The organism is Erythrobacter sp. AP23, assembly GCF_001542855.1.
GTDB lineage: Bacteria > Pseudomonadota > Alphaproteobacteria > Sphingomonadales > Sphingomonadaceae > Qipengyuania.
This window is the reverse complement of sequence record NZ_LNBY01000001.1, coordinates 347,713-365,964: the sequence shown is the minus strand read 5'-3', so window position 1 is coordinate 365,964 and position 18,252 is coordinate 347,713. Positions and strand designations below refer to the sequence as shown.

At 63.6% G+C, this 18,252-nt stretch carries 17 protein-coding genes; 11 read left to right on the top strand and 6 right to left on the bottom strand.

All coding sequences use genetic code 11. The features are described 5' to 3' along the window. Positions 1-47 precede the first annotated feature (47 nt). Both ASS64_RS01745 and ASS64_RS01740 read right to left on the bottom strand, forming a co-directional pair. A complete protein-coding gene (locus tag ASS64_RS01745; protein WP_067688852.1) occupies positions 48-2,582 on the bottom strand; it encodes a glycine--tRNA ligase subunit beta in 2,535 nt (844 codons plus the stop codon). 111 nt (positions 2,583-2,693) lie between these two features. Further along, complete coding sequence (locus tag ASS64_RS01740) at positions 2,694-3,605, bottom strand: glycine--tRNA ligase subunit alpha (protein ID WP_067688849.1); 912 nt, start codon at positions 3,603-3,605, stop codon at positions 2,694-2,696. A gap of 139 nt (positions 3,606-3,744) precedes the next feature. On the opposite strand from ASS64_RS01740, the gene ASS64_RS01735 reads away from it, so the two are divergent. The 4 genes from ASS64_RS01735 (at position 3,745) to pth (ending at position 7,110) form a co-directional block, all read left to right on the top strand. After that, the gene (locus tag ASS64_RS01735) at positions 3,745-4,674 is read left to right on the top strand and encodes a TraB/GumN family protein (RefSeq protein WP_067690296.1); all 930 of its coding nucleotides are present in this window, start codon (positions 3,745-3,747) and stop codon (positions 4,672-4,674) included. Between the two features lie 67 nt (positions 4,675-4,741). Beyond that, a complete protein-coding gene (locus tag ASS64_RS01730) occupies positions 4,742-5,629 on the top strand; it encodes a TraB/GumN family protein (protein ID WP_198147614.1) in 888 nt (295 codons plus the stop codon). A 133-nt stretch (positions 5,630-5,762) separates the two neighbouring features. Beyond that, the gene (locus tag ASS64_RS01725) at positions 5,763-6,455 is read left to right on the top strand and encodes a 50S ribosomal protein L25/general stress protein Ctc (RefSeq protein ID WP_067688843.1); all 693 of its coding nucleotides are present in this window, start codon (positions 5,763-5,765) and stop codon (positions 6,453-6,455) included. Between the two features lie 85 nt (positions 6,456-6,540). After that, on the top strand, positions 6,541-7,110 hold the full coding sequence (pth, locus tag ASS64_RS01720; RefSeq protein ID WP_067688840.1) for an aminoacyl-tRNA hydrolase: 570 nt from the start codon (positions 6,541-6,543) through the stop codon (positions 7,108-7,110). Here the strand turns inward: pth and ASS64_RS01715 are convergent. After that, a complete protein-coding gene (locus tag ASS64_RS01715) occupies positions 7,107-8,138 on the bottom strand; it encodes a magnesium transporter (RefSeq protein ID WP_067688837.1) in 1,032 nt (343 codons plus the stop codon). The genes pth and ASS64_RS01715 overlap by 4 nt on opposite strands. 150 nt (positions 8,139-8,288) lie before the next feature. On the opposite strand from ASS64_RS01715, the gene ASS64_RS01710 reads away from it, so the two are divergent. The 6 genes from ASS64_RS01710 (at position 8,289) to ASS64_RS01685 (ending at position 13,841) form a co-directional block, all read left to right on the top strand. Beyond that, the gene (locus tag ASS64_RS01710; protein ID WP_067688834.1) at positions 8,289-9,284 is read left to right on the top strand and encodes an SDR family oxidoreductase; all 996 of its coding nucleotides are present in this window, start codon (positions 8,289-8,291) and stop codon (positions 9,282-9,284) included. A gap of 64 nt (positions 9,285-9,348) precedes the next feature. Continuing rightward, complete coding sequence (ychF, locus tag ASS64_RS01705) at positions 9,349-10,449, top strand: redox-regulated ATPase YchF (protein ID WP_067688831.1); 1,101 nt, start codon at positions 9,349-9,351, stop codon at positions 10,447-10,449. Positions 10,450-10,459: 10 nt separating this feature from the next. Continuing rightward, complete coding sequence (locus ASS64_RS01700) at positions 10,460-11,728, top strand: ectonucleotide pyrophosphatase/phosphodiesterase (protein ID WP_067688828.1); 1,269 nt, start codon at positions 10,460-10,462, stop codon at positions 11,726-11,728. A gap of 63 nt (positions 11,729-11,791) precedes the next feature. Continuing rightward, on the top strand, positions 11,792-12,589 hold the full coding sequence (locus tag ASS64_RS01695) for a DUF1206 domain-containing protein (protein WP_067688825.1): 798 nt from the start codon (positions 11,792-11,794) through the stop codon (positions 12,587-12,589). Positions 12,590-12,625: 36 nt separating this feature from the next. Next, a complete protein-coding gene (locus ASS64_RS01690; RefSeq protein WP_067688822.1) occupies positions 12,626-13,366 on the top strand; it encodes a MauE/DoxX family redox-associated membrane protein in 741 nt (246 codons plus the stop codon). A gap of 16 nt (positions 13,367-13,382) precedes the next feature. Further along, the gene (locus tag ASS64_RS01685; RefSeq protein WP_067688820.1) at positions 13,383-13,841 is read left to right on the top strand and encodes a MaoC family dehydratase; all 459 of its coding nucleotides are present in this window, start codon (positions 13,383-13,385) and stop codon (positions 13,839-13,841) included. Between the two features lies 1 nt (position 13,842). On the opposite strand, the gene ASS64_RS01680 is transcribed toward ASS64_RS01685, so the two are convergent. Together ASS64_RS01680 and ASS64_RS01675 are read right to left on the bottom strand one after the other, a co-directional pair. Then, on the bottom strand, positions 13,843-14,328 hold the full coding sequence (locus ASS64_RS01680) for a hypothetical protein (RefSeq protein WP_067688816.1): 486 nt from the start codon (positions 14,326-14,328) through the stop codon (positions 13,843-13,845). Positions 14,329-14,609: 281 nt separating this feature from the next. Next, a complete protein-coding gene (locus ASS64_RS01675; RefSeq protein WP_067688813.1) occupies positions 14,610-15,488 on the bottom strand; it encodes an SDR family NAD(P)-dependent oxidoreductase in 879 nt (292 codons plus the stop codon). A gap of 57 nt (positions 15,489-15,545) precedes the next feature. Here ASS64_RS01675 and ASS64_RS01670 point away from each other — a divergent pair, with 57 nt between their 5' ends. Continuing rightward, positions 15,546-16,148, top strand: a complete 603-nt coding sequence (locus tag ASS64_RS01670) for a TetR/AcrR family transcriptional regulator (protein WP_067688810.1) — start codon at positions 15,546-15,548, stop codon at positions 16,146-16,148. 143 nt (positions 16,149-16,291) lie between these two features. Here the strand turns inward: ASS64_RS01670 and mutL are convergent, their stop codons facing one another. Next, positions 16,292-18,094: a DNA mismatch repair endonuclease MutL gene (gene mutL / locus ASS64_RS01665; protein ID WP_067688807.1), complete on the bottom strand. Its 1,803-nt coding sequence runs from the start codon at positions 18,092-18,094 to the stop codon at positions 16,292-16,294. Positions 18,095-18,252 lie beyond the last annotated feature (158 nt).

The window sequence follows — 18,252 nt, the reverse complement described above, 5'->3', positions numbered from 1 at the left end:
TAAGCTGAGACATGGACCGCGTGTTACACGGTCCAATAGAGAAAAACCTATCCCTCGATCCGAGAGAAATCGGCGACTTTGTGCACTGCAGCACGAAAGGCTGCAAGCAGGTCGAGGCGATGTGCCCGCTTGTTTTCTTCTTCCGCATTTACCGTCACTTCGTCGAAGAAGCGGTCGATCGGTGCGCGCAGCGCGGCGAGCGCCGCCATTGCGCCCGAGAAGTCTTCCGCCTCAATGGCTCGCGCGGCCGCCGGTTCCGAAGTTGCCAGAGCATCCATCAGCGCCTTTTCGGCCGGTTCGGGCGTGTAGGAAAGCGCTTTGGCATGGCGCTCGGCCATCTTGGCGTCGATCACCGCCTTCATGTCGGGATCGTCGACCAGCGCCAGCGGATCTTCCTCGCCCGTGCGCGCGATCTCGCCCTCGACGCCGTGCCAGTCTTCCTTCTTGAGGATGTTGGCCGCGCGCTTGTAGCCGGCGAGCAGGTTGGCGCCGTCTTCGGTGTCCATGAAGGACTGGAGCGCCTTTACGCGAGCGAGCAGGCGGACAAGATCGTCCTCGCCGCCGAGCGCGAAGACCGCGTCGATGAGATCATGGCGAACTCCGGCCTCTCGTTGTTGGACCTTAAGGCGATCGGCGAAGAAGTCGAGTACCCCCCGATCGCTGTCATCTTCCCAATCTACACTAGGATATTGATATGCCTTCAGGATTGTTGGCGATACAAGGACAAGTGTGTCACCATAATATAGCTTCGGCTGTTCAGCAGTGTGATCGACCCAGAAGTTACGGTCTTCGGTATCCTGCAATCCAAAGTGCTCATGCCACTCGAAGTCAGCAATCAGGGCTGAGAGCATGTGTTCGCTAATCGCGACGGTTGTTGCCTTTCCGAGCGCCATTCGCAGACTGTTTGTTTGGAGTAACCTCAAAATTCCCAGAGCGGCTCTGCGAAGTGCGAAGGGATCTTTCGAGCCGGTCGGCTTTTCATCAATGAGGAAGAACCCAACCAAGGTATCCAGCTTGTCTGCCAAACTCACCGCCACCGTCACCGGCGCGGTCGGCACATCGTCGCCCTGCCCGACCGGCTTGTAGTGATCGCGGATCGCGTCGGCGACTTCGTCGGGCAGTCCCTCGGCGCGGGCGTAATAGCCGCCCATCAGGCCCTGCAGTTCGGGAAACTCGCCGACCATCTCGGTGACGAGGTCGGCCTTGCACAATTCGGCGGCCTGTTGCGCCCAGTCCGCCAACTGCTCCTTCGTCACCCCGGCCCCTGAGCCGGGGTCGTGCTTTTCTTCTGCAGCGCCGGAAGAAGCACCACCCCGGATCAAGTCCGGGGTGACGATATCGGATTCCACCAGCCAGCGAGCCAATTTCGCCACGCGCTCGACCTTGTCGGCGACGGTGCCCAGCTTCTCGTGGAAGGTGATCCGCTCCAGCCCCTTGGCGTGCTCGGCGAGGGTTTTCTTGCGGTCGACGTCCCAGAAGAAGCGCGCATCGGCGAGGCGCGCGGCGAGGACCTTGCGATTGCCGTCGACCACGCGCGCACCGCCGTCTTCCGCTTCGATATTGGCGGTGCAGATGAAGGCGTTGGCGAGTCTGGTCTCCCCGGCACGGGGAGGGGGACCATCCGCAGGATGGTGGTGGGGCAGGTTCGGCTGCTCGGACCCGTCGCGATCGGCGGAAGGTGCCCCTCCACCACTTCGTGGTCCCCCTCCCCCGTCGGGGGAGGATGTGCACACGAAATACTTCTGGTTCACGCGCGCGGTGAGCTGGATCGTTTCGGGCGGGACTTCGAGGAAGTCCTCCTCGAACCGGCCGAGCAGCGGGACCGGCCATTCGGTGAGGCCGGCGTTCTCGACAACCAGCCCCTCATCCTCGACCAGCGTGAGGCCGGCTTCGGAAGCGACCTTTGCGGCGCCGGAGCGGATCAGGTCCTGCCGTTCCTCGTGGTCGACGATGACGTGGCCTGCGCGCAGCTTGATCGCGTAGTCGTCGGCATTGCCGATGGTGATGTCGCCCGAGTGGTGGAAGCGGTGGCCCAGCGTGACCGCGCCCGAGGTGACACCATGCACTTCGCATTCGATGACGTCGTCGCCCAGCAGCGCGACGATGCCCGAGAGCGGGCGCACCCAGCGCAAGGATTCGGTGCTGACCGAGGCGGCACCCCAACGCATCGACTTGGGCCAGCTGAAATCGCGAACGATCGCGGGGATCGCTTGGGCGAGCAGGTCTCTCGTTGCACGGCCAGGGATGTTCTTGACGACGAAATAAGTCGCCCTGCCCTTGACGTCGCGGGTTTCCAGATCGCCGCGTTCGACACCGGCCTTGCGGCAGAACCCGTCGATCGCCTGATCCGGCGCACCGACCGGCGGCCCCTTCAATTCCTCACTCACAGCCTCGGTGGCTTCGGGAAGCCCGCGGGCGATCAACGCAAGGCGGCGCGGGGTCGACCAGACGGTGATTGCACCGGTTTCGACACCGGCGGCGTCCATTTCGCGACGGAACAGTTTCTCTAGTTCCTTGCGCGCGCCGGCCTGCATGCGGGCGGGGATTTCTTCGCTGCGCAGTTCAAGGAGGAAATCAGACATCTGTGCCCCCCATGCTCCGTTCGTCTCGAGCGAAGTCGAGAGACCGCATCTGTGCGCCAGGCCAACGTGTCTCGACTGCGCTCGACACGAACGGATGTGTGGTCGTCGGGCTCATTTCGACCACTCCGGATATCTCTCGGCCCACGCGGGCGCTTCCTTTTCCATATGCGCTTCGCACGATCCGCGAGCGAGGTCGCGGACGCGGCCCATATAGCTGGCGCGTTCCTGCACGCTGATCACGCCGCGCGCCTGCAGCAGGTTGAAGATGTGGCTCGCCTCGACCGCCTGCTCATAGGCCGCGATGGGCACGTCGTTGGCGAGCGCGTTCTTGCACTCGGCCTCGGCCTTGTTGAACAGGTCGAACAGCGCATCGGTCTCGGCGACTTCGAAGTTCCACTTCGACATCTGCTTTTCGTTCTCGAGGAAGACGTCGCCATACGACACACCCTTCCCGTTGAAATCGAGATCGTAGACGTTGTCGACGCCCTGGATGTACATGGCGAGCCGTTCGAGGCCGTATGTCAGCTCGCCCGCGACGGGCTTGCAGTCGAAGCCGCCCATCTGCTGGAAATAGGTGAACTGGGTGACTTCCATCCCGTCGCACCAGACTTCCCAGCCAAGCCCCCATGCGCCCAAAGTCGGGCTTTCCCAGTCGTCCTCCACGAAGCGGATATCGTGCTTCAGCGGATCGATGCCGATCACCTCGAGGCTCTTGAGGTAGAGCTCCTGGATGTCCGGCGGGCTCGGCTTGAGGATCACCTGGTACTGGTAATAGTGCTGCAGCCGGTTGGGGTTCTCGCCATAGCGGCCGTCTGTCGGTCGGCGGCAGGGCTGGACGAAGGCCGCGTTCCACGGCTCCGGCCCCAGCGCGCGCAGCGTGGTCGCGGTATGGAAGGTCCCCGCGCCCATGCGCATGTCGTAGGGCTGGAGGATGAGGCAGCCGTTCGCGCTCCAGAAATCGTGCAGCGCGAGGATCATGTCCTGGAAGGAGTGCGCGGGGTCTCTTTGGGGATTGCGGTCCATGGCGCGCGGCAATGGCGCAAGCGCGAAACAGGGTCAATGCCGCAGCGCAGCAACGGGCGCGGCGCGCGTTTGTGCAACTCCTTTGCCAGCGGGGTGCCCGCTCGCTATCGCAGGACAAATCTACAAGGAATCGCAGCGCATGATCCGTTTCTCCAACCGCCCGGCCCTCGCCTGCCTTGCCACGCTGGCACTGTCGCTGCAGGGCTGTGCGACCTATCCCGATGCCGAAGTCGCGACCGCGCCCGCTACCGCCGAGGCCCAGGCGCCTGTCGGTCCGGGCCTGTGGAAGGTCGCGGACGAGGATACCACGATCTACCTCTTCGGCACGGTCCACGCGCTGCCGGAAAACGTCGAATGGTACGAGGGCCCGATCGAGACAGCGCTCGCCGCCTCGCAGGAATTGGTTACGGAAATTCCCGGCAATGCGGCCAAGGATCCGGCCTCGCAGCAAATGGTCATGGCGAAGGCATTGCTTCCGGCAGACGGGTCTTTGCGCGAGATGCTGACCGAACCCGACCAGACCAGCTACGAAATGGCGTTGACCAGGCTCGGCATGCCGCCCGCCTCCTTCGACCGCTTCGAACCGTGGTTCGCGGGCATGACTCTCGCCGTGGTCCCGCTCTTGCAGGCAGGATATGCCGCGGAAAGCGGAGTCGAAGTGAAGCTCGAACAGCTGGCCCCGCCCGATGCGAAGCGCGCGGCGCTCGAAACGCTCGAGCAACAGATCGAGCTGTTCGACACGCTGCCCGTGGAATCGCAGATCGCCTTCCTCATGGTTTCGGCGGACAATATCGATCGGGTGGTGCCGATGATGGACCGTATGGTCGCCGAATGGCTGGAAGGCGATGCCGATGGCCTCGCGGCACTGATGAACGAAGGGCTGACCGATCCCGTTCTCGCCGATGCCCTGCTCTACAGGCGCAATGCCAGCTGGGCCGAATGGATCGACACTCGGCTCGACACCCCGGGCACCGTATTCATCGCCGTCGGTGCCGGTCATCTCGCGGGCCGGGACAGCGTGCAGGATTATCTCGCCGGACGCGGCTTGACCGTGTCGCGCGTTCAGTAATCGTCCCATCATCGGGCAAGAGCGATTGCAGACTTGCGCAACCCGCCGAACCATGCAGGTAGGCGGCATGTCCTTGCGCTTCATTCCCTCGCTCTGCGCAGCGCTCCTTCTGCTGCTGGCCGCCTGCTCGCAGGAGCCCGACACCGCCAAAGCCGAAGGTCCCTATCCCGCGCTGTGGGAAATCGCCAACAGCACGGGCTCGGTCGAGGGCTGGATGTTCGGAACGATTCACGCGCTGCCCGACGACACGCGGTGGCGCTCTCCCCAGCTCGACACCGTTCTGGGCCAGGCCGACATGCTGGTCGTCGAGGTCGCCGATCTCGAAGACGGCGCGGCATTGTCGGCAATGTTCGAGGAAATGGCCTTCGATCGGCCCGCGGGCCCGATCGTCGACCGGATCGATCCCGACCTGCAGGGCGAATTCGAGGAACTGCTGGTCAGGGCGAATGTCCGGCGTACCTATTTCGATCCGATGGAAAGCTGGGCCGCCGCCCTGGCACTGGCGCAGGTCGCGCAATCGGGTAAGGCGGAAAATGGCGCCGACCGCGCGTTGCTCGCGGCTTTCGACGAGCGTGAAGTGGTCGAGCTGGAAGGCGCGCGCGGCCAGCTCGCCATCTTCGACAGCCTGCCCGAAACCGAGCAGCGAGACCTGCTCAACGCCGTGCTCGGTGAATCGCGGGAGTACCAGGGCGAAATCGGAAGGCTGGCGAAGGCCTGGCTGGAAGGCGATACGGAGCGCCTCACACGGCTCACCCGGCGCGGCATCCTGGCCGATCCCGAACTCGCGCAGGTGCTGCTGCGCGATCGCAACGCCGATTGGGCCGCACAGATCGAAAACCTGCTGTCGGCGAGCGACAAGCCCCTGATTGCCGTGGGGGCAGGTCATCTGCTCGGCGATTCGGGCCTGCCCACGCTTCTCGAAGCGCGCGGGTTCACCGTGCGCAGGATCGAATAGGCCGGTTCCGGCAAGCCTTCATGCTTGCTTTTCCCGCGCGGCCTGCTAAGCGCGCGGCCTTCGGCACCATGGTCATCCCTGGAGGCGTGGTGGACCGGAACCGTAACCAAATGCATTTCGAAAGGTAAGCGACATGAGCGATGCTCTGACCCTGCCGGCCGAGACGCGCGAACGGGCTGGCAAGGGAGCCTCCCGTGCACTGCGTCGCGAAGGCCGCATCCCCGCCGTGATCTATGGCGGCAAGGAAGAACCCACGATGATCCACGTGGAAGAAAAGGAGCTGGTCAAGCAGCTCATGACCGGTCACTTCATGAACTCGATCGTCGAGATCGAGCTGGGTGGCAAGAAGGTCAAGACGCTTCCCAAGGACGTGTCGCTTCACCCGGTCACCGACCGCCCCGAGCATGCCGACTTCTTCCGCCTCGCCAAGGGCGGCAAGATCGAAGTCTCGGTCCCTGTCGTCTTCCTCAATGAAGAAGACAGCCCGGGCCTCAAGAAGGGCGGCGTTCTCAACGTGGTTCGCCACGAGCTCGAGTTGGTCTGCGACAACGACAAGATTCCCGGCGAAATCGAAATCGACGTCACCGGCAAGGAAGTCGGCGATTCGATCCACATCAGCGAAGTGACCCTGCCCGCGGGCAGCGAGAGCGCGATCACCGATCGCGACTTCACCATCGCCACGCTGGTCGCTCCTTCCGCGCTCAAGAAGGCCGAAGGCGACACCACGCAGGAAGGCGAGGAAGAAGTCGATGCCGACGACGTCCCGGCCACCGAACAGGGTGCCGACGAGGACGCCGAACAGGAACAGGAAGACAAGAGCGAATAATCGCTTTTGCCTGTTGCAACGCAAGCGCCGGTCCCCCGCGGGGCCGGCGTTTTGCTTTTGCGGGCGGCAAAGCTAAGGGGCGCGCATGCAGATTTGGACAGGCCTCGGAAACCCCGGACCGAAATACGCGCTCCACCGGCACAATGTCGGCTTCATGGCGGTCGATGTCATCGCCGAGGTCTTCGGCTTCGGCCCGGTTCAGAAGAAGTTCTCCGGCTGGGTGCAGGAGGGACGGATCGGCCCGCAGAGGATTCTCCTGCTCAAGCCCGCAACTTTCATGAACGAAAGCGGCCGCGCTGTGGGCGAGGCATTGCGGTTCTACAAACTCGAAACCGATGCGCTCACCGTCTTCCACGACGAACTCGACCTCGCGCCCTTCAAGGTCAAGGTGCGCAGGGGCGGCGGCCTTGCGGGCCACAACGGACTGCGCTCGATCAACCAGCATCTCGGCCCCGATTTCCGCCGCGTTCGTATCGGCATCGGCCATCCCGGATCGAAGGAACGGGTGCATGGCCACGTGCTTGGCAATTACGCCAAGGCAGAGATGGACGACCTCGCGCACATGCTCGCAGGTATCTCCGCCGAGGCGGAGTGGTTGGCGAAGGGTGACGATGCCCGCTTCATGAGCGAACTGGCTCTGAGATTGCAGAACTAAAGCAGAAGCGTCGCCAGCCCCAGGAAGACACCCATGCTGGCGACATCGCTCATAGTCGTGAGGAAGATGCTCGATGCCGTCGCGGGATCGGCACCGACCTTCTTGAGCGTCAACGGAATGAGCGCCCCTGCAATCCCGCTGATGGTGCATGCCAAGACCATCGCAATCAGCACCACGATGCCGAACCAGATCGGGTCAGCCTCTCCCTGGATCAACGCATAGGCATACATGCCCGCCCCGGCAGTAAAGCCCACGAGCAAGCCATTGGCGAACCCGAGCATGCCTTCCTTGCGGATCAAATGCCCTGCGCTGTCGGCCTTGACCTCCCCCAGCGTCATCCCGCGAAGCGCAACCGCCAGCGCCTGACATCCCGTATTGCCCGTCTGCCCCGCCATTACGGGAAGAAACACGGCGAGAATGACGAGGCGGCTGAGCGTGTCTTCGAACATGCCCACCACCGCCGCGGCCACGAAGGCGGTGAGCAAGTTTACCTGCAGCCACGGGTGGCGCAGCTTGAGGCTTGTCGACAGGGGCGTGAACAACCGCTCTTCCTTCTCGACACCGACCATCTCGCCGGCCTGCGCCGACAGCTCGATCGCGCGATTGGCGAAAAGCTCGGGGCCCCGGACCAGGCCAACCAGTCGATAATCGTCGTCGACGATCGGATAGACCGGAAAATGCTTGTGCAGTGCCGCCTTAAGCGCATCGCCCAGTGACATGTCGCGCCGCAGGGCGAAAGGTTCGGCAATCATGATGTCCTCGAGCCTAGTCTCGGGTGTTGCGAGCAGCATTTCGCGCATGACCACCAGGCCAAGCAGGTGATTTTCGGAATCGACGATATAGAGATAGGTAATGAAAGCGCTGCGAACCTGCTGACGCAGCATCTCGGTCGCCTCGGCTACGGTCGCCGTCGGGGCGAATATGCCCACGGCCGGCTGCATCAGGCTGGCGACCGTATCGGCCTTGCCACCCTTGGCATCCGGTTCGTCCGCAAAGCCCTCCGGCTCGCTCAGGACAATGGTCGACATATCTAAGGACCCCCGTTGGCGATTCGTGCGCGACCCGGCCCCTTGTGTTGTGTGCGCGAACCTAGAGTAAAGTGCTGCAGGAGCAACAGACTTCATTCGCTGGCAAATTTCGCGACCGGAAGGCATGATGCGCTCGACAGGAGACCAGACATGCCCGAATTGACACGTCGCACACTGCTCGCCGGTGCCGCCGCCACCGGTGTTCTAGCCTCGACCGCTTCGCTGGCGCAGGACGATTTGGTCGGGGGCGCGCCCGACCTGCGTGGCAAGGCGATACTGATTACCGGATGCTCGTCCGGTTTCGGACGGCTGATGGCGGAAGACTTCGCGCGCAAGGGGGCCAAGGTCTTCGCCACGATGCGCAACCTGCCCCGCCCCGAGGCCGATGAATTGCGCTCGCTGGCCGAGGCCGAGAGCCTCGATCTGCACGTCATAGAAATCGATGTCACCGACGATGCCCAGGTCGCGGCGGGTGTTGCCGAGGCGGAGCGGATCGCCGGCGGCGCGCTCGACGTGCTGGTCAACAATGCGGGCATATCGACCGCCGGGCCGATCGAGATCCAGGACATGGCGGCAACGCACTTGCTGTTTGATACCAATGTCTATGGCCCGCACCGCCTTGCCCGCGCAGCGCTTCCGGCCATGCGTCGGCGCCGGTCCGGCCAGATATTCAACGTCAGCTCGCAACTCGGGCGAGTGATGGTGCCCGGATACGGCCAGTATTCGCCCACCAAATTCGCGCTCGAAGCGATGAGCGAGCAGATGGCCTATGAACTCGTCCCGCATGGTATCGACGTCACGATCATCGAGCCGGGCGGTTATCCCACGAAGATCTGGGAAAACGCCAACCGCCTGACGATGGCATTGCTGGATCGCGCGGACGAGAGGCACCTGGCGGGATATCCCGCGATGATCGAGCAGCTCCGGCAACGCGGCGGCGGCGGCGGATCGACCGATCCAATGGACGTGCCCAACGCGATCGCCGCGATCATCGGCATGCCGCCCGGTACCAGGCCGTTGCGCAAGCCCGTCCATCCGGGACCCAAGCCGCAAATCCCGATCAACGAGGTCAGCGCCAAGGTCCAGGTCGGCTGGCTCGGCGAATCGCCTTTCGGCCCGATGATCAAGGCGGTGCACAACGTCTGACCCACTGGCAATTCGTGTGAGGCGCGGCTAAGGCGCGCGCCATACACATTTTCCGGAGTTTCTGATGGGTTTCCGCTGCGGGATCGTCGGCCTGCCGAATGTCGGCAAGTCCACCCTTTTCAATGCATTGACCGAGACGCAGGCCGCACAGGCCGCCAACTATCCGTTCTGCACGATCGAGCCCAATGTCGGCCAGGTCGCCGTGCCGGACGACCGTCTCGACCGGATCGCGGCGATCGCCAAGTCGGCCAAGGTGATCCCGACGCAGCTCGCCTTCGTGGATATCGCGGGACTGGTGAAGGGCGCGAGCCAGGGCGAAGGCCTGGGCAACCAGTTCCTCGGCAATATCCGCGAAGTCGATGCGATCGTCCACGTGTTGCGCTGCTTCGAGGACGACGACATCCAGCATGTCTCGAACAAGGTCGACCCGCTGGCCGATGCCGAGGTGGTCGAGACCGAACTGCTGCTCGCCGATCTCGAAAGCCTCGAAAAGCGCGTACCCGCAGCAGCCAAACGCGCCACCGGGGGCGACAAGGAAGCCAAGCTTATGGCCTCGGTGCTCGGCCAGGCGCTCGACTTGCTCAAGGACGGCAAGCCCGCCCGCCTGACCGAACCCAAGGACGAGGAAGAAGCGCGTATCTTCCGCCAGGCGCAGCTGCTCACCGCGAAACCCGTGCTCTATGTCTGCAACGTCGCCGAAGAAGACGCGGCAAGCGGCAATGCGCTGTCCGAACAGGTCTTCGCCAAGGCCGCCGCCGAAGGCGCCGAAGCCGTCGTCGTTTCGGCGGCGATCGAGGCCGAACTGGTCGCCATGCCACCGGAAGATCGCGGCGAATTCCTCGCCGAACTGGGCCTCGAGGAAAGCGGCCTCAGCCGCGTGATCAAGGCCGGCTACAAGCTGCTCGGCCTGCAGACCTTCTTCACCGCGGGCCCCAAGGAATCGCGCGCCTGGACCTTCCCCGCCGGGGCCAAGGCTCCGCAGGCGGCGGGCGAGATTCATACCGATTTCGAGCGCGGGTTTATTCGTGCTGAAACAATTGCCTTCGATGACTACGTCGCTCTCGGCGGCGAAAGCGGCGCGCGCGAAGCGGGCAAGCTGCGGCAGGAGGGCAAGGAATATCTCGTGCAGGACGGCGACGTGATGCTGTTCAAGTTCAACGTCTGAGGACACGCAAATGAAGCGGATCGCGGCAGCGCTGGCCCTTGGCTTTGCGAGCATCGTCGGAGGCTGCGCAACCTATCCCGATGCGCCGGTGGCCAGCGCACCGGTCGAGCAGCGGGAACCGGTCACCATCCTCGTCTCGATCGACGGGTTTCACCCCGATTATCTCGACCGCGGGCTGACCCCGACCCTGTCGCGGCTCGCGGCGGAGGGGGCGATCGCGTCGATGCGCCCTTCCTTCCCGACCAAGACCTTTCCCAACCACTGGACGCTGGTCACGGGCCTGGTGCCCGACCATCACGGTATCATCGCCAACCGGATGGAGGACGAGGACCGGCCCGAAGAGACTTTCACCATGGCGACGGTCGATCCCTATTGGTGGAGCGAAGCCAAGCCGGTCTGGGTCGAGGCGGAGGAAGCGGGCATCCGCAGCGCGGCGATGTTCTGGCCCGGCTCGGCGGTTCCGTGGGGCGGGACGGCGGTTCGCTTCGGGCCCGTCACCGACGGCATCATGCCAAGCGACTGGCAGGCCTTCAGCATGCAGGTCTCGAACACGCAGCGCGTCAATTCGGTGCTAGACTGGTTACGCCGCCCCGCGGAAATCCGCCCGGAATTCGTGACACTCTACTTCGACACAATCGACACCGCCGGACACGATGACGGCCCGGTCGGTGAAGAGATCGACGCCGCCTTGCACGATATCGACGGCCACATCGCCCATCTCGTCTCCGGTCTCGGCACATTGGACCAACCGGCCAATCTGGTGATCGTCTCGGACCACGGGATGGCAGCGACCAGCTCCGAGAGGATGATCGTACTCGCCGATGTCGTGGACCCCTCGCTCTATCGCCTTGTCGAACGCGGGGCTTACGCGACCTTCGAAGCGACCGAAGGCAATACCGCCGCGCTCGAAGCGGCGCTGCTGCGCGACCATCCCAACATGGAATGCTGGCGCAAGGGCGAAATGCCCGCGCGCTTCCAATATGGCACGCATGAGCGGATACCTCCCTATTTCTGTCTCCCGGACACGGGCTGGACGATTACGTCCAGCGCTTCGGATGCGACATGGAGTGGCGGGAATCACGGTTATGACCACTTCGCGCCCGAGATGGCCGCATTGTTCATCGCCCAAGGCCCGGCCTTTCAGAGCGGCGTGATCCTCGACGGTTTCCAGAACACCGCGGTCGCGCCGTTGCTGCGCCATCTCCTGGGATTGCCGCAGGCAACCCGAGCAGACGGCGAGTTGGCCGATGTCGCAGGAGCGCTCGCCCAGCAAAATTAAGTGCTTGCCGGAACGAGCGCGCGCGCATCCCGTTGCCTTGGAAAGCTCAACGGGGAGAGATACGTGGTCGATAAATCGGAAAAATTCAGCGCCCTGGTGCGCGTCGGCTATTTCAGCCGCGCCATTCTCTATTCGGTACTCGGCCTCATCGCGCTCACCAGCGCCGGCCGGATCAGCGAAGGAACGAATGGCATCTTCCAGGCCATCCAGGATTTCCCGCTCGGCACTGGGATCCTCTGGCTCATGGTCGTCGGGCTGTTCGCCTATGCGCTGTTCCGGTTTGCTTCGACCTTCTTCGATATCGAGAATCATGGCAGCGACAAAACCGGCTGGGCCAAGCGCATCGGCCACGCCGGCAGCGCGATCGGTCACCTTGCCCTTGCCTATTCGGCATTCAACTTCGCCACGTCCGGAAGCGATAGCGGGGGCGGCGCGCAGGAGGCCGCTTCGGGTGTCCTTTCGATGGAGTTCGGCGGCGCGATCCTCGGATTGCTCGGTGTTGCCTTCTTCATCACCGCTTTCTTCCAGGCCAAAAAGGGATTGAGCGGCAGTTTCATGAACCGGATCAGCGCGCAGGCTCCCTCGCAGACCCGCCTGATCGGGGGCATCGGCTATGTCGCCCGCGCGGTGGTTTTCCTGGTCATCGGTTGGTCGCTCTTCCAGACCGGATTCATGGCCGGCGGATCCGAACAGGTGAAGACGCTCGGCGATGCGGTCGCGAGCCTTGCGGGTGAGGGTGTGATCTTCACTCTCGTGGCGATCGGCCTGCTCGCCTTCGGCCTCTTCAGCCTCGTGCTGGCGCGCTATCGGATCATTCCCGACATGGGCTCGCATGGGAAGGTACCCGCGTTTCGTTCCTAGGTTGATATATACCCCCCTAGGGTATATTCGACCGCTATGAAGAAGACTGCAGAACTCTACCGCATGGTGATGGACAAACACGTCTGTCCCTATGGAACGAAATCCAAGTGGCTCCTCGAGCGGGAGGGTTTCGCAGTCGAAGACCGTCACCTGTCCACGCGCGAACAGACCAACGCGTTCAAAGCGGAGCATGGTGTCGAGACAACCCCTCAGACATTTATCGATGGGGCCCGCATCGGCGGCTATACGGAACTCCGCAAGCACCTGGGTTACGACAAGGGAAGCGAGGACGAGACCAGCTATACTCCCGTCCTAGCTGTCTTTGCGGTGGGTGCCGCACTGGCTGTGGCGCTGAGTTTCTTCAGCTACGGATCCCCCTTCACCATCCGCACCGCCGAATGGTTCGTCGCCTTCTCGATGGCCATGCTGGCCATGCTCAAGCTCCAGGATGTCGAGCAATTCTCGACCATGTTCGTCGGATACGATTTGCTGGGCCAGCGCTGGGTGCCCTACGCCTATGCCTATCCATTCCTCGAAGCGACCGCCGCGATCCTGATGGCCGGACGCCTGCTTCCTTGGCTGTCGATCCCGATCGCGCTGACCATCGGCACCATCGGTGCCGTCAGCGTGTTCTACGCGGTCTACATCCAGAAGCGCAGCATCAAATGCGCCTGCGTCGGCGGATCGGGCAATGTACCGCTGGGTTTCGTCTCGCTGACGGAAAACCTGGCCATGATCGGCATGGGCATTTGGATGTTGCTTCGCCCGTCATTGTGATCCATTGCATTTTGAAATGCAGTTCTACGAAGATATCGAGATCGGAAAAAGGCGGAGCTTCGGCCGCTACGAAGTCACGCGCGAAGAGGTGATCGAATTCGCGTCGAAATACGACCCGCAGCCTTTCCATCTCGACGACGAAGCGGCGGCACAGACGCATTTCGGTCGATTGTCTGCGAGCGGGTGGCACACCTGCTCGATGACCATGGCGATGATGGTCGAGAACATGGCGAAGGAGAAATCCGCCGGCCTCGGCTCGCCGGGTGTCGACAACCTTCGCTGGAAGAAACCGGTCTATCCGGGCGACACGTTGCGCTGCGAAACCGAGATCTTCGAGAAGCGCCGCAGCGCCTCACGGCCCGAAATGGGCATCTTCAAGACCAGGATCAGGACCTTCAACCAGCATGACGAGATCGTGCTGGAGATGCAGTCGAACGGACTGATCCGTACACGCGATCCGCAGGGCACCGACTAAGCTAGGCCCCGCACTGGGCGATGCCGCTCTTGCGATACACGACCTGTTCGTTCGCATCGCGGATCGTCAACGTCGCCGGGAAATCGCTGACTTCCTCGCCTGCCTGCTCGCCCTCGGCTTCGTCTAGATCGATCGTCATCGAATAGCTCGTGCCGTCATATTCGCGCCTCGCGAGGTAGGGTAATTCCACGCTGCCTTTATCCGCCGCTAACGTAACCAGCTCACCGCCGCGCAGGAAATATCCGGTCTCGGCCATTGCCAGCGCGACTGCCGACAGCCCACCGCCCTCCGGCGCGAAGCTGCAGCCAGGACCGTAGAGATCGTGCTGTTCGATTTCGCGGTAGCGAATGGCGTCGAGCTCGAGTTGCTCCGGAGCCGGGGTCTGGTTCGCCTCGACCTCGGCGACCGCTGCAGCGCGCTCCTCGTCGGTCGGTTCGGCCGAGCATGACGCCAGGGCCACGGAGAGGGGCAGGATTATGGCGCGCATCAATATCTCCCTTACTGTTCGTCAACGGATTTCCTCGACCGTTCCGCCCACGGCGCGGCCTCATTGGTTTTCCGGCCTCTCTCCCATATTCGCGGAACTGAGACCGTACCAGTCTTGGTCTCGTTCACTGAACCTTGGATCTGTGACCGCAGTGCAGTTTCTCGGCACGGCAGATCGAGCCAGATCCGGCTGGAATGCCCACCATTCGCTCCGAAGTGCGAACGAAATGGCCTTTCGCGATCGGTATGACGTCGGCGTGTCCCGCACGGGTGGGCGGTCGCCTAGATCAGACCGACCAGCTGTGCACTGTCTTCCCAGAGTGCGCGGGTTGCCGCCTCATCGCTCGCCAATTCGGATGGATCAGGCCACGTCAGCCGACCCTTGCGCAGGGCGCAATAAACGCGGTCGTCCGGGGCCCTTGCGGCCGTGGCCAGTTCGCTAAGCCCGCGGCCCGCATGCGCCAAGGTGTTCATACTCTTCGCGAAGGGAACGAACAGCGGCAGCAGCGGCCAGACCAGCGTCCGCACGATCCAGGGCTGGCTGCGAACGAGCCCGGTGCCCGGCGTGAGACCGGGATCATAAGCGAATACGGACCAGTTTCCGGCGCGTGCCTCATTCGTGGCGGCGAGGTAACGTGCCGTCATCAGATTGCACAGCTTCGACGCGGAGTATGCACGCATCCCGCCGACGGCAGCGACTCGGTCGCCCTCTGGGTCGCGATCAGGATGCGCCAGCAGTTCGGCATCTGCGTGACGTGGTGGCGGAACACCCGTTTTTTCGCGCGGATCGTGCGTGCCGCTCGATGTGATAACGATGTGGGCGCCGGAGCCGAGCCTTGGCATGACGAGGCGTAGCAGCAGGTAATGCGCCAGGTGGTTGGTTGCGAAGGTCGTTTCAAAGCCATCGACGGTGCGGGTGGCGGCGGTCGCTCGCTGTCCACCTGCATTCAGAACCAGATGTGTGATGGGCTCGTCCGGAATGGCCTCACAGAAAGATCGCACGGAGGCGAGGCTGGCAAGATCCAGCGGTTTTCCCTCCCACTGTGGAGGCAAGGACGCGTCGCCACGCACGCCCATGATTTTTCGACCCGGCAGCGAGGAAATTCGCTGCGCCGCGACGCGGCCCAGCCCCCGCGTGCCACCTGTCATCACAACAGCCATGACCAATCCTTACGCAGTAAAGTTTACGCTGCATAGTTGAGGTGCTAGGAGGTGTCAATGCAAGCCCGAGACGACCAACGCTATCATCACGGAGATCTCCGCAGCGCGCTCCTCACCGCCGCGCTCGACAGGCTCGAAGCGGACGGTCCGTCCGCGCTGTCGCTTCGAGCCCTGGCGCGTGCGGTCGGCGTCAGCCCAATGGCGCCCTATCATCATTTCAAGGATCGAAAGGCGCTGCTGGCCGCCGTCGCAACTGCGGGTTTCGAGCGCTTGCAGCAGCATAAGCTGGAGAACGAAGCCGCCCACCGGAACGCCCGCGAAGCGTTGCCGGCGGGCGCCGCGAATTATGTTCGCTTCATCCTTGGCAACCCCAATCTCTACCGGCTCATGCAGAGCTCCGAATTCGCGGAACGTGACACATATCCCGAGCTCCACAGAGCAGCCGCCGCACCGGCAGGAACCCTGAGAAAGCTTATCGCTCGAGCTTTCGAAGAGCACGGAGTGCAAGGGCGGTCGATAGAGGATTGTGCAAGAATGGTTTGGGGTCTTGCCCATGGCATCGGCACGCTTGCCCTCGACGGGCAGATCAGCCGGGACGCCGCGCCCGAATTGGCCCAGTCGGGAACCGCGGCAATGGTCGAAGGCTGGCTAAACCGATAGTGTTTAGTGTGCAGCGACGTCCGCTTGCGCACCGTCCCGCTCCACTGGCGAACGTCCACAACCGGCGTCGTGATCGGAACCTTCTGGTGACTGTCTAAATCACGCGAAGGCCGCCCCTTCTTTAGAGTTGCGAGACCACTCTCTTAGTGTCGCCCAAACAACTTCTCGACGTCCTCAAGGGCTAGCTTCACCCATGTCGGCCGGCCATGGTTGCACTGCCCCGACCGCGGCGTGCGCTCCATTTCGCGCAGCAGTGCGTTCATCTCGTCGACACGCAGCACCCGCCCGGCCCTCACCGAACCGTGACAGGCCATGGTGGCGAGCACGAGGTCGAGCTTCTCGCCCAGCAGCAGCGCCTCGCCATTGAGCGCAAGATCGTCGCCGATGTCGCGCAGCAGCTTTTCGGGATCGGTCCGCGCGATCGCGTGCGGCAGGCTGCGCACCAGCATGGCGGAGGGTCCGAACCGCTCGATCGCCAGGCCGTGCTCGGCGAGTTTCGGCGCCGCTTCCTCGAGCCGGTCGCAGCTGGTCTCGTCGAGCTCGACCACCTCGGGGATCAGCAGCGCCTGGCTGCGCGCGACCGCTTCCTCCGCGCCTGCTGCCTTGAGGCGTTCGAGCACAAGCCGTTCGTGCGCCGCATGCTGATCGACCAGCACCAGCCCGTCCTTCGCCTCGGCCACTATATAGGTGTTGGCGACCTGACCGCGCGCGATGCCGAGCGGATAGTCCCGCGCTTCCTCGGCAACGGGCGCTGCTTCCTCGGCGCGGCCTCGCGGCTCGGCCATGACATCGGCATCGGCACCCGGCCACGCTGCGCTCGGCTCGGAAACCCGCTGCTGCGGGGCCGACCAGTCGCGCCCCTCGAAGATCGAGCGCAGTGCGGGCGATGCTTCCTCGCGCACGGGCTCCTGCTGCCAGCGGCTCATGGCGCCCGCATCGGGCGTCTGCGCGCTGCGCTTGTCGCCGGTCGCCAGTGCCTGCCGCAGTCCCGAGACGATGAAGCCGCGCACACCCTGCGCATCGCGAAAGCGGACCTCGGTCTTGGCGGGGTGGACGTTCACGTCGACATCCTCGCAGGGCAGTTCGAGGAACAGCGCCAGCACAGCATGGCGATCGCGAGCGAGCATGTCGGCATAGGCGCCGCGCACGGCACCGGTGAGCAGCCGGTCCTTTACCGGGCGACCGTTGACGAAGAGGTACTGGTGATCGGCCACGCCGCGATTGTAGGTCGGCAGGCCGGCGATCCCGGTCAGCCGCATCGCCCCGCGCTCCATATCGATGGCTACGCCATTTTCCTTGAGTTCGCGCGCGATCAGCTGGGCAATGCGGTTGGCCAGCCCTTCCCCGCCCTGCAGCCCGAAAATCCGCCGCTCGCCATGGTCGAGCGTAATCGCGACGTCCGGCCGCGCCATCGCGAGGCGCAGGACCACATCCTTGCAGGCGGCATATTCGCTGCGCGGCGTGCGCAGGAACTTGCGGCGTGCCGGGATTTTGGCGAACAGGTTCTCGACCCGCACCCGCGTTCCGGGCGGCAGCGCTGCGGGACCCTCCGCCATCGTTTCGCCGTGATCGACCACGCGTTTCCAGCCCTGCTCGGCATGATGCGGGCGGCTTTCGAGCGTGAAGCGTGCGACGCTCGAAATGCTCGGCAGCGCCTCCCCCCGAAAGCCCAGCGTGGCGACCTGCTCGATCGCTTCGTCGGGCAGCTTGGACGTCGCGTGGCGTTCGAGCGCCAGCGCCATGTCGTCGGGCGTCATGCCACAACCGTCGTCGGTCACCTCAAGGCTGTTGAGGCCGCCCTCGACAAGCTTCACCGCGATCCGCGTCGCGCCCGCATCGATGGCATTCTCGACCAGTTCCTTGAGCGCAGAAGAGGGCCGCTCGACCACCTCGCCGGCGGCGATGCGATTGACCAAATTCTCGGGCAGGCGGCGGATTTGCGGCATGGTCTCGCCATTCTAGCGACGAAGCGCCGGGAATCCGAGATGGCGTGTTCAGCTATCCCCCGCAGTAACGGCGGAAATTTTTGGCATTCCATGCGTAATCTCGCTAAGGCTCCGCGACCATTTCCCCACGGATAGGTGCGAGCGGGCCGCATCCCTCT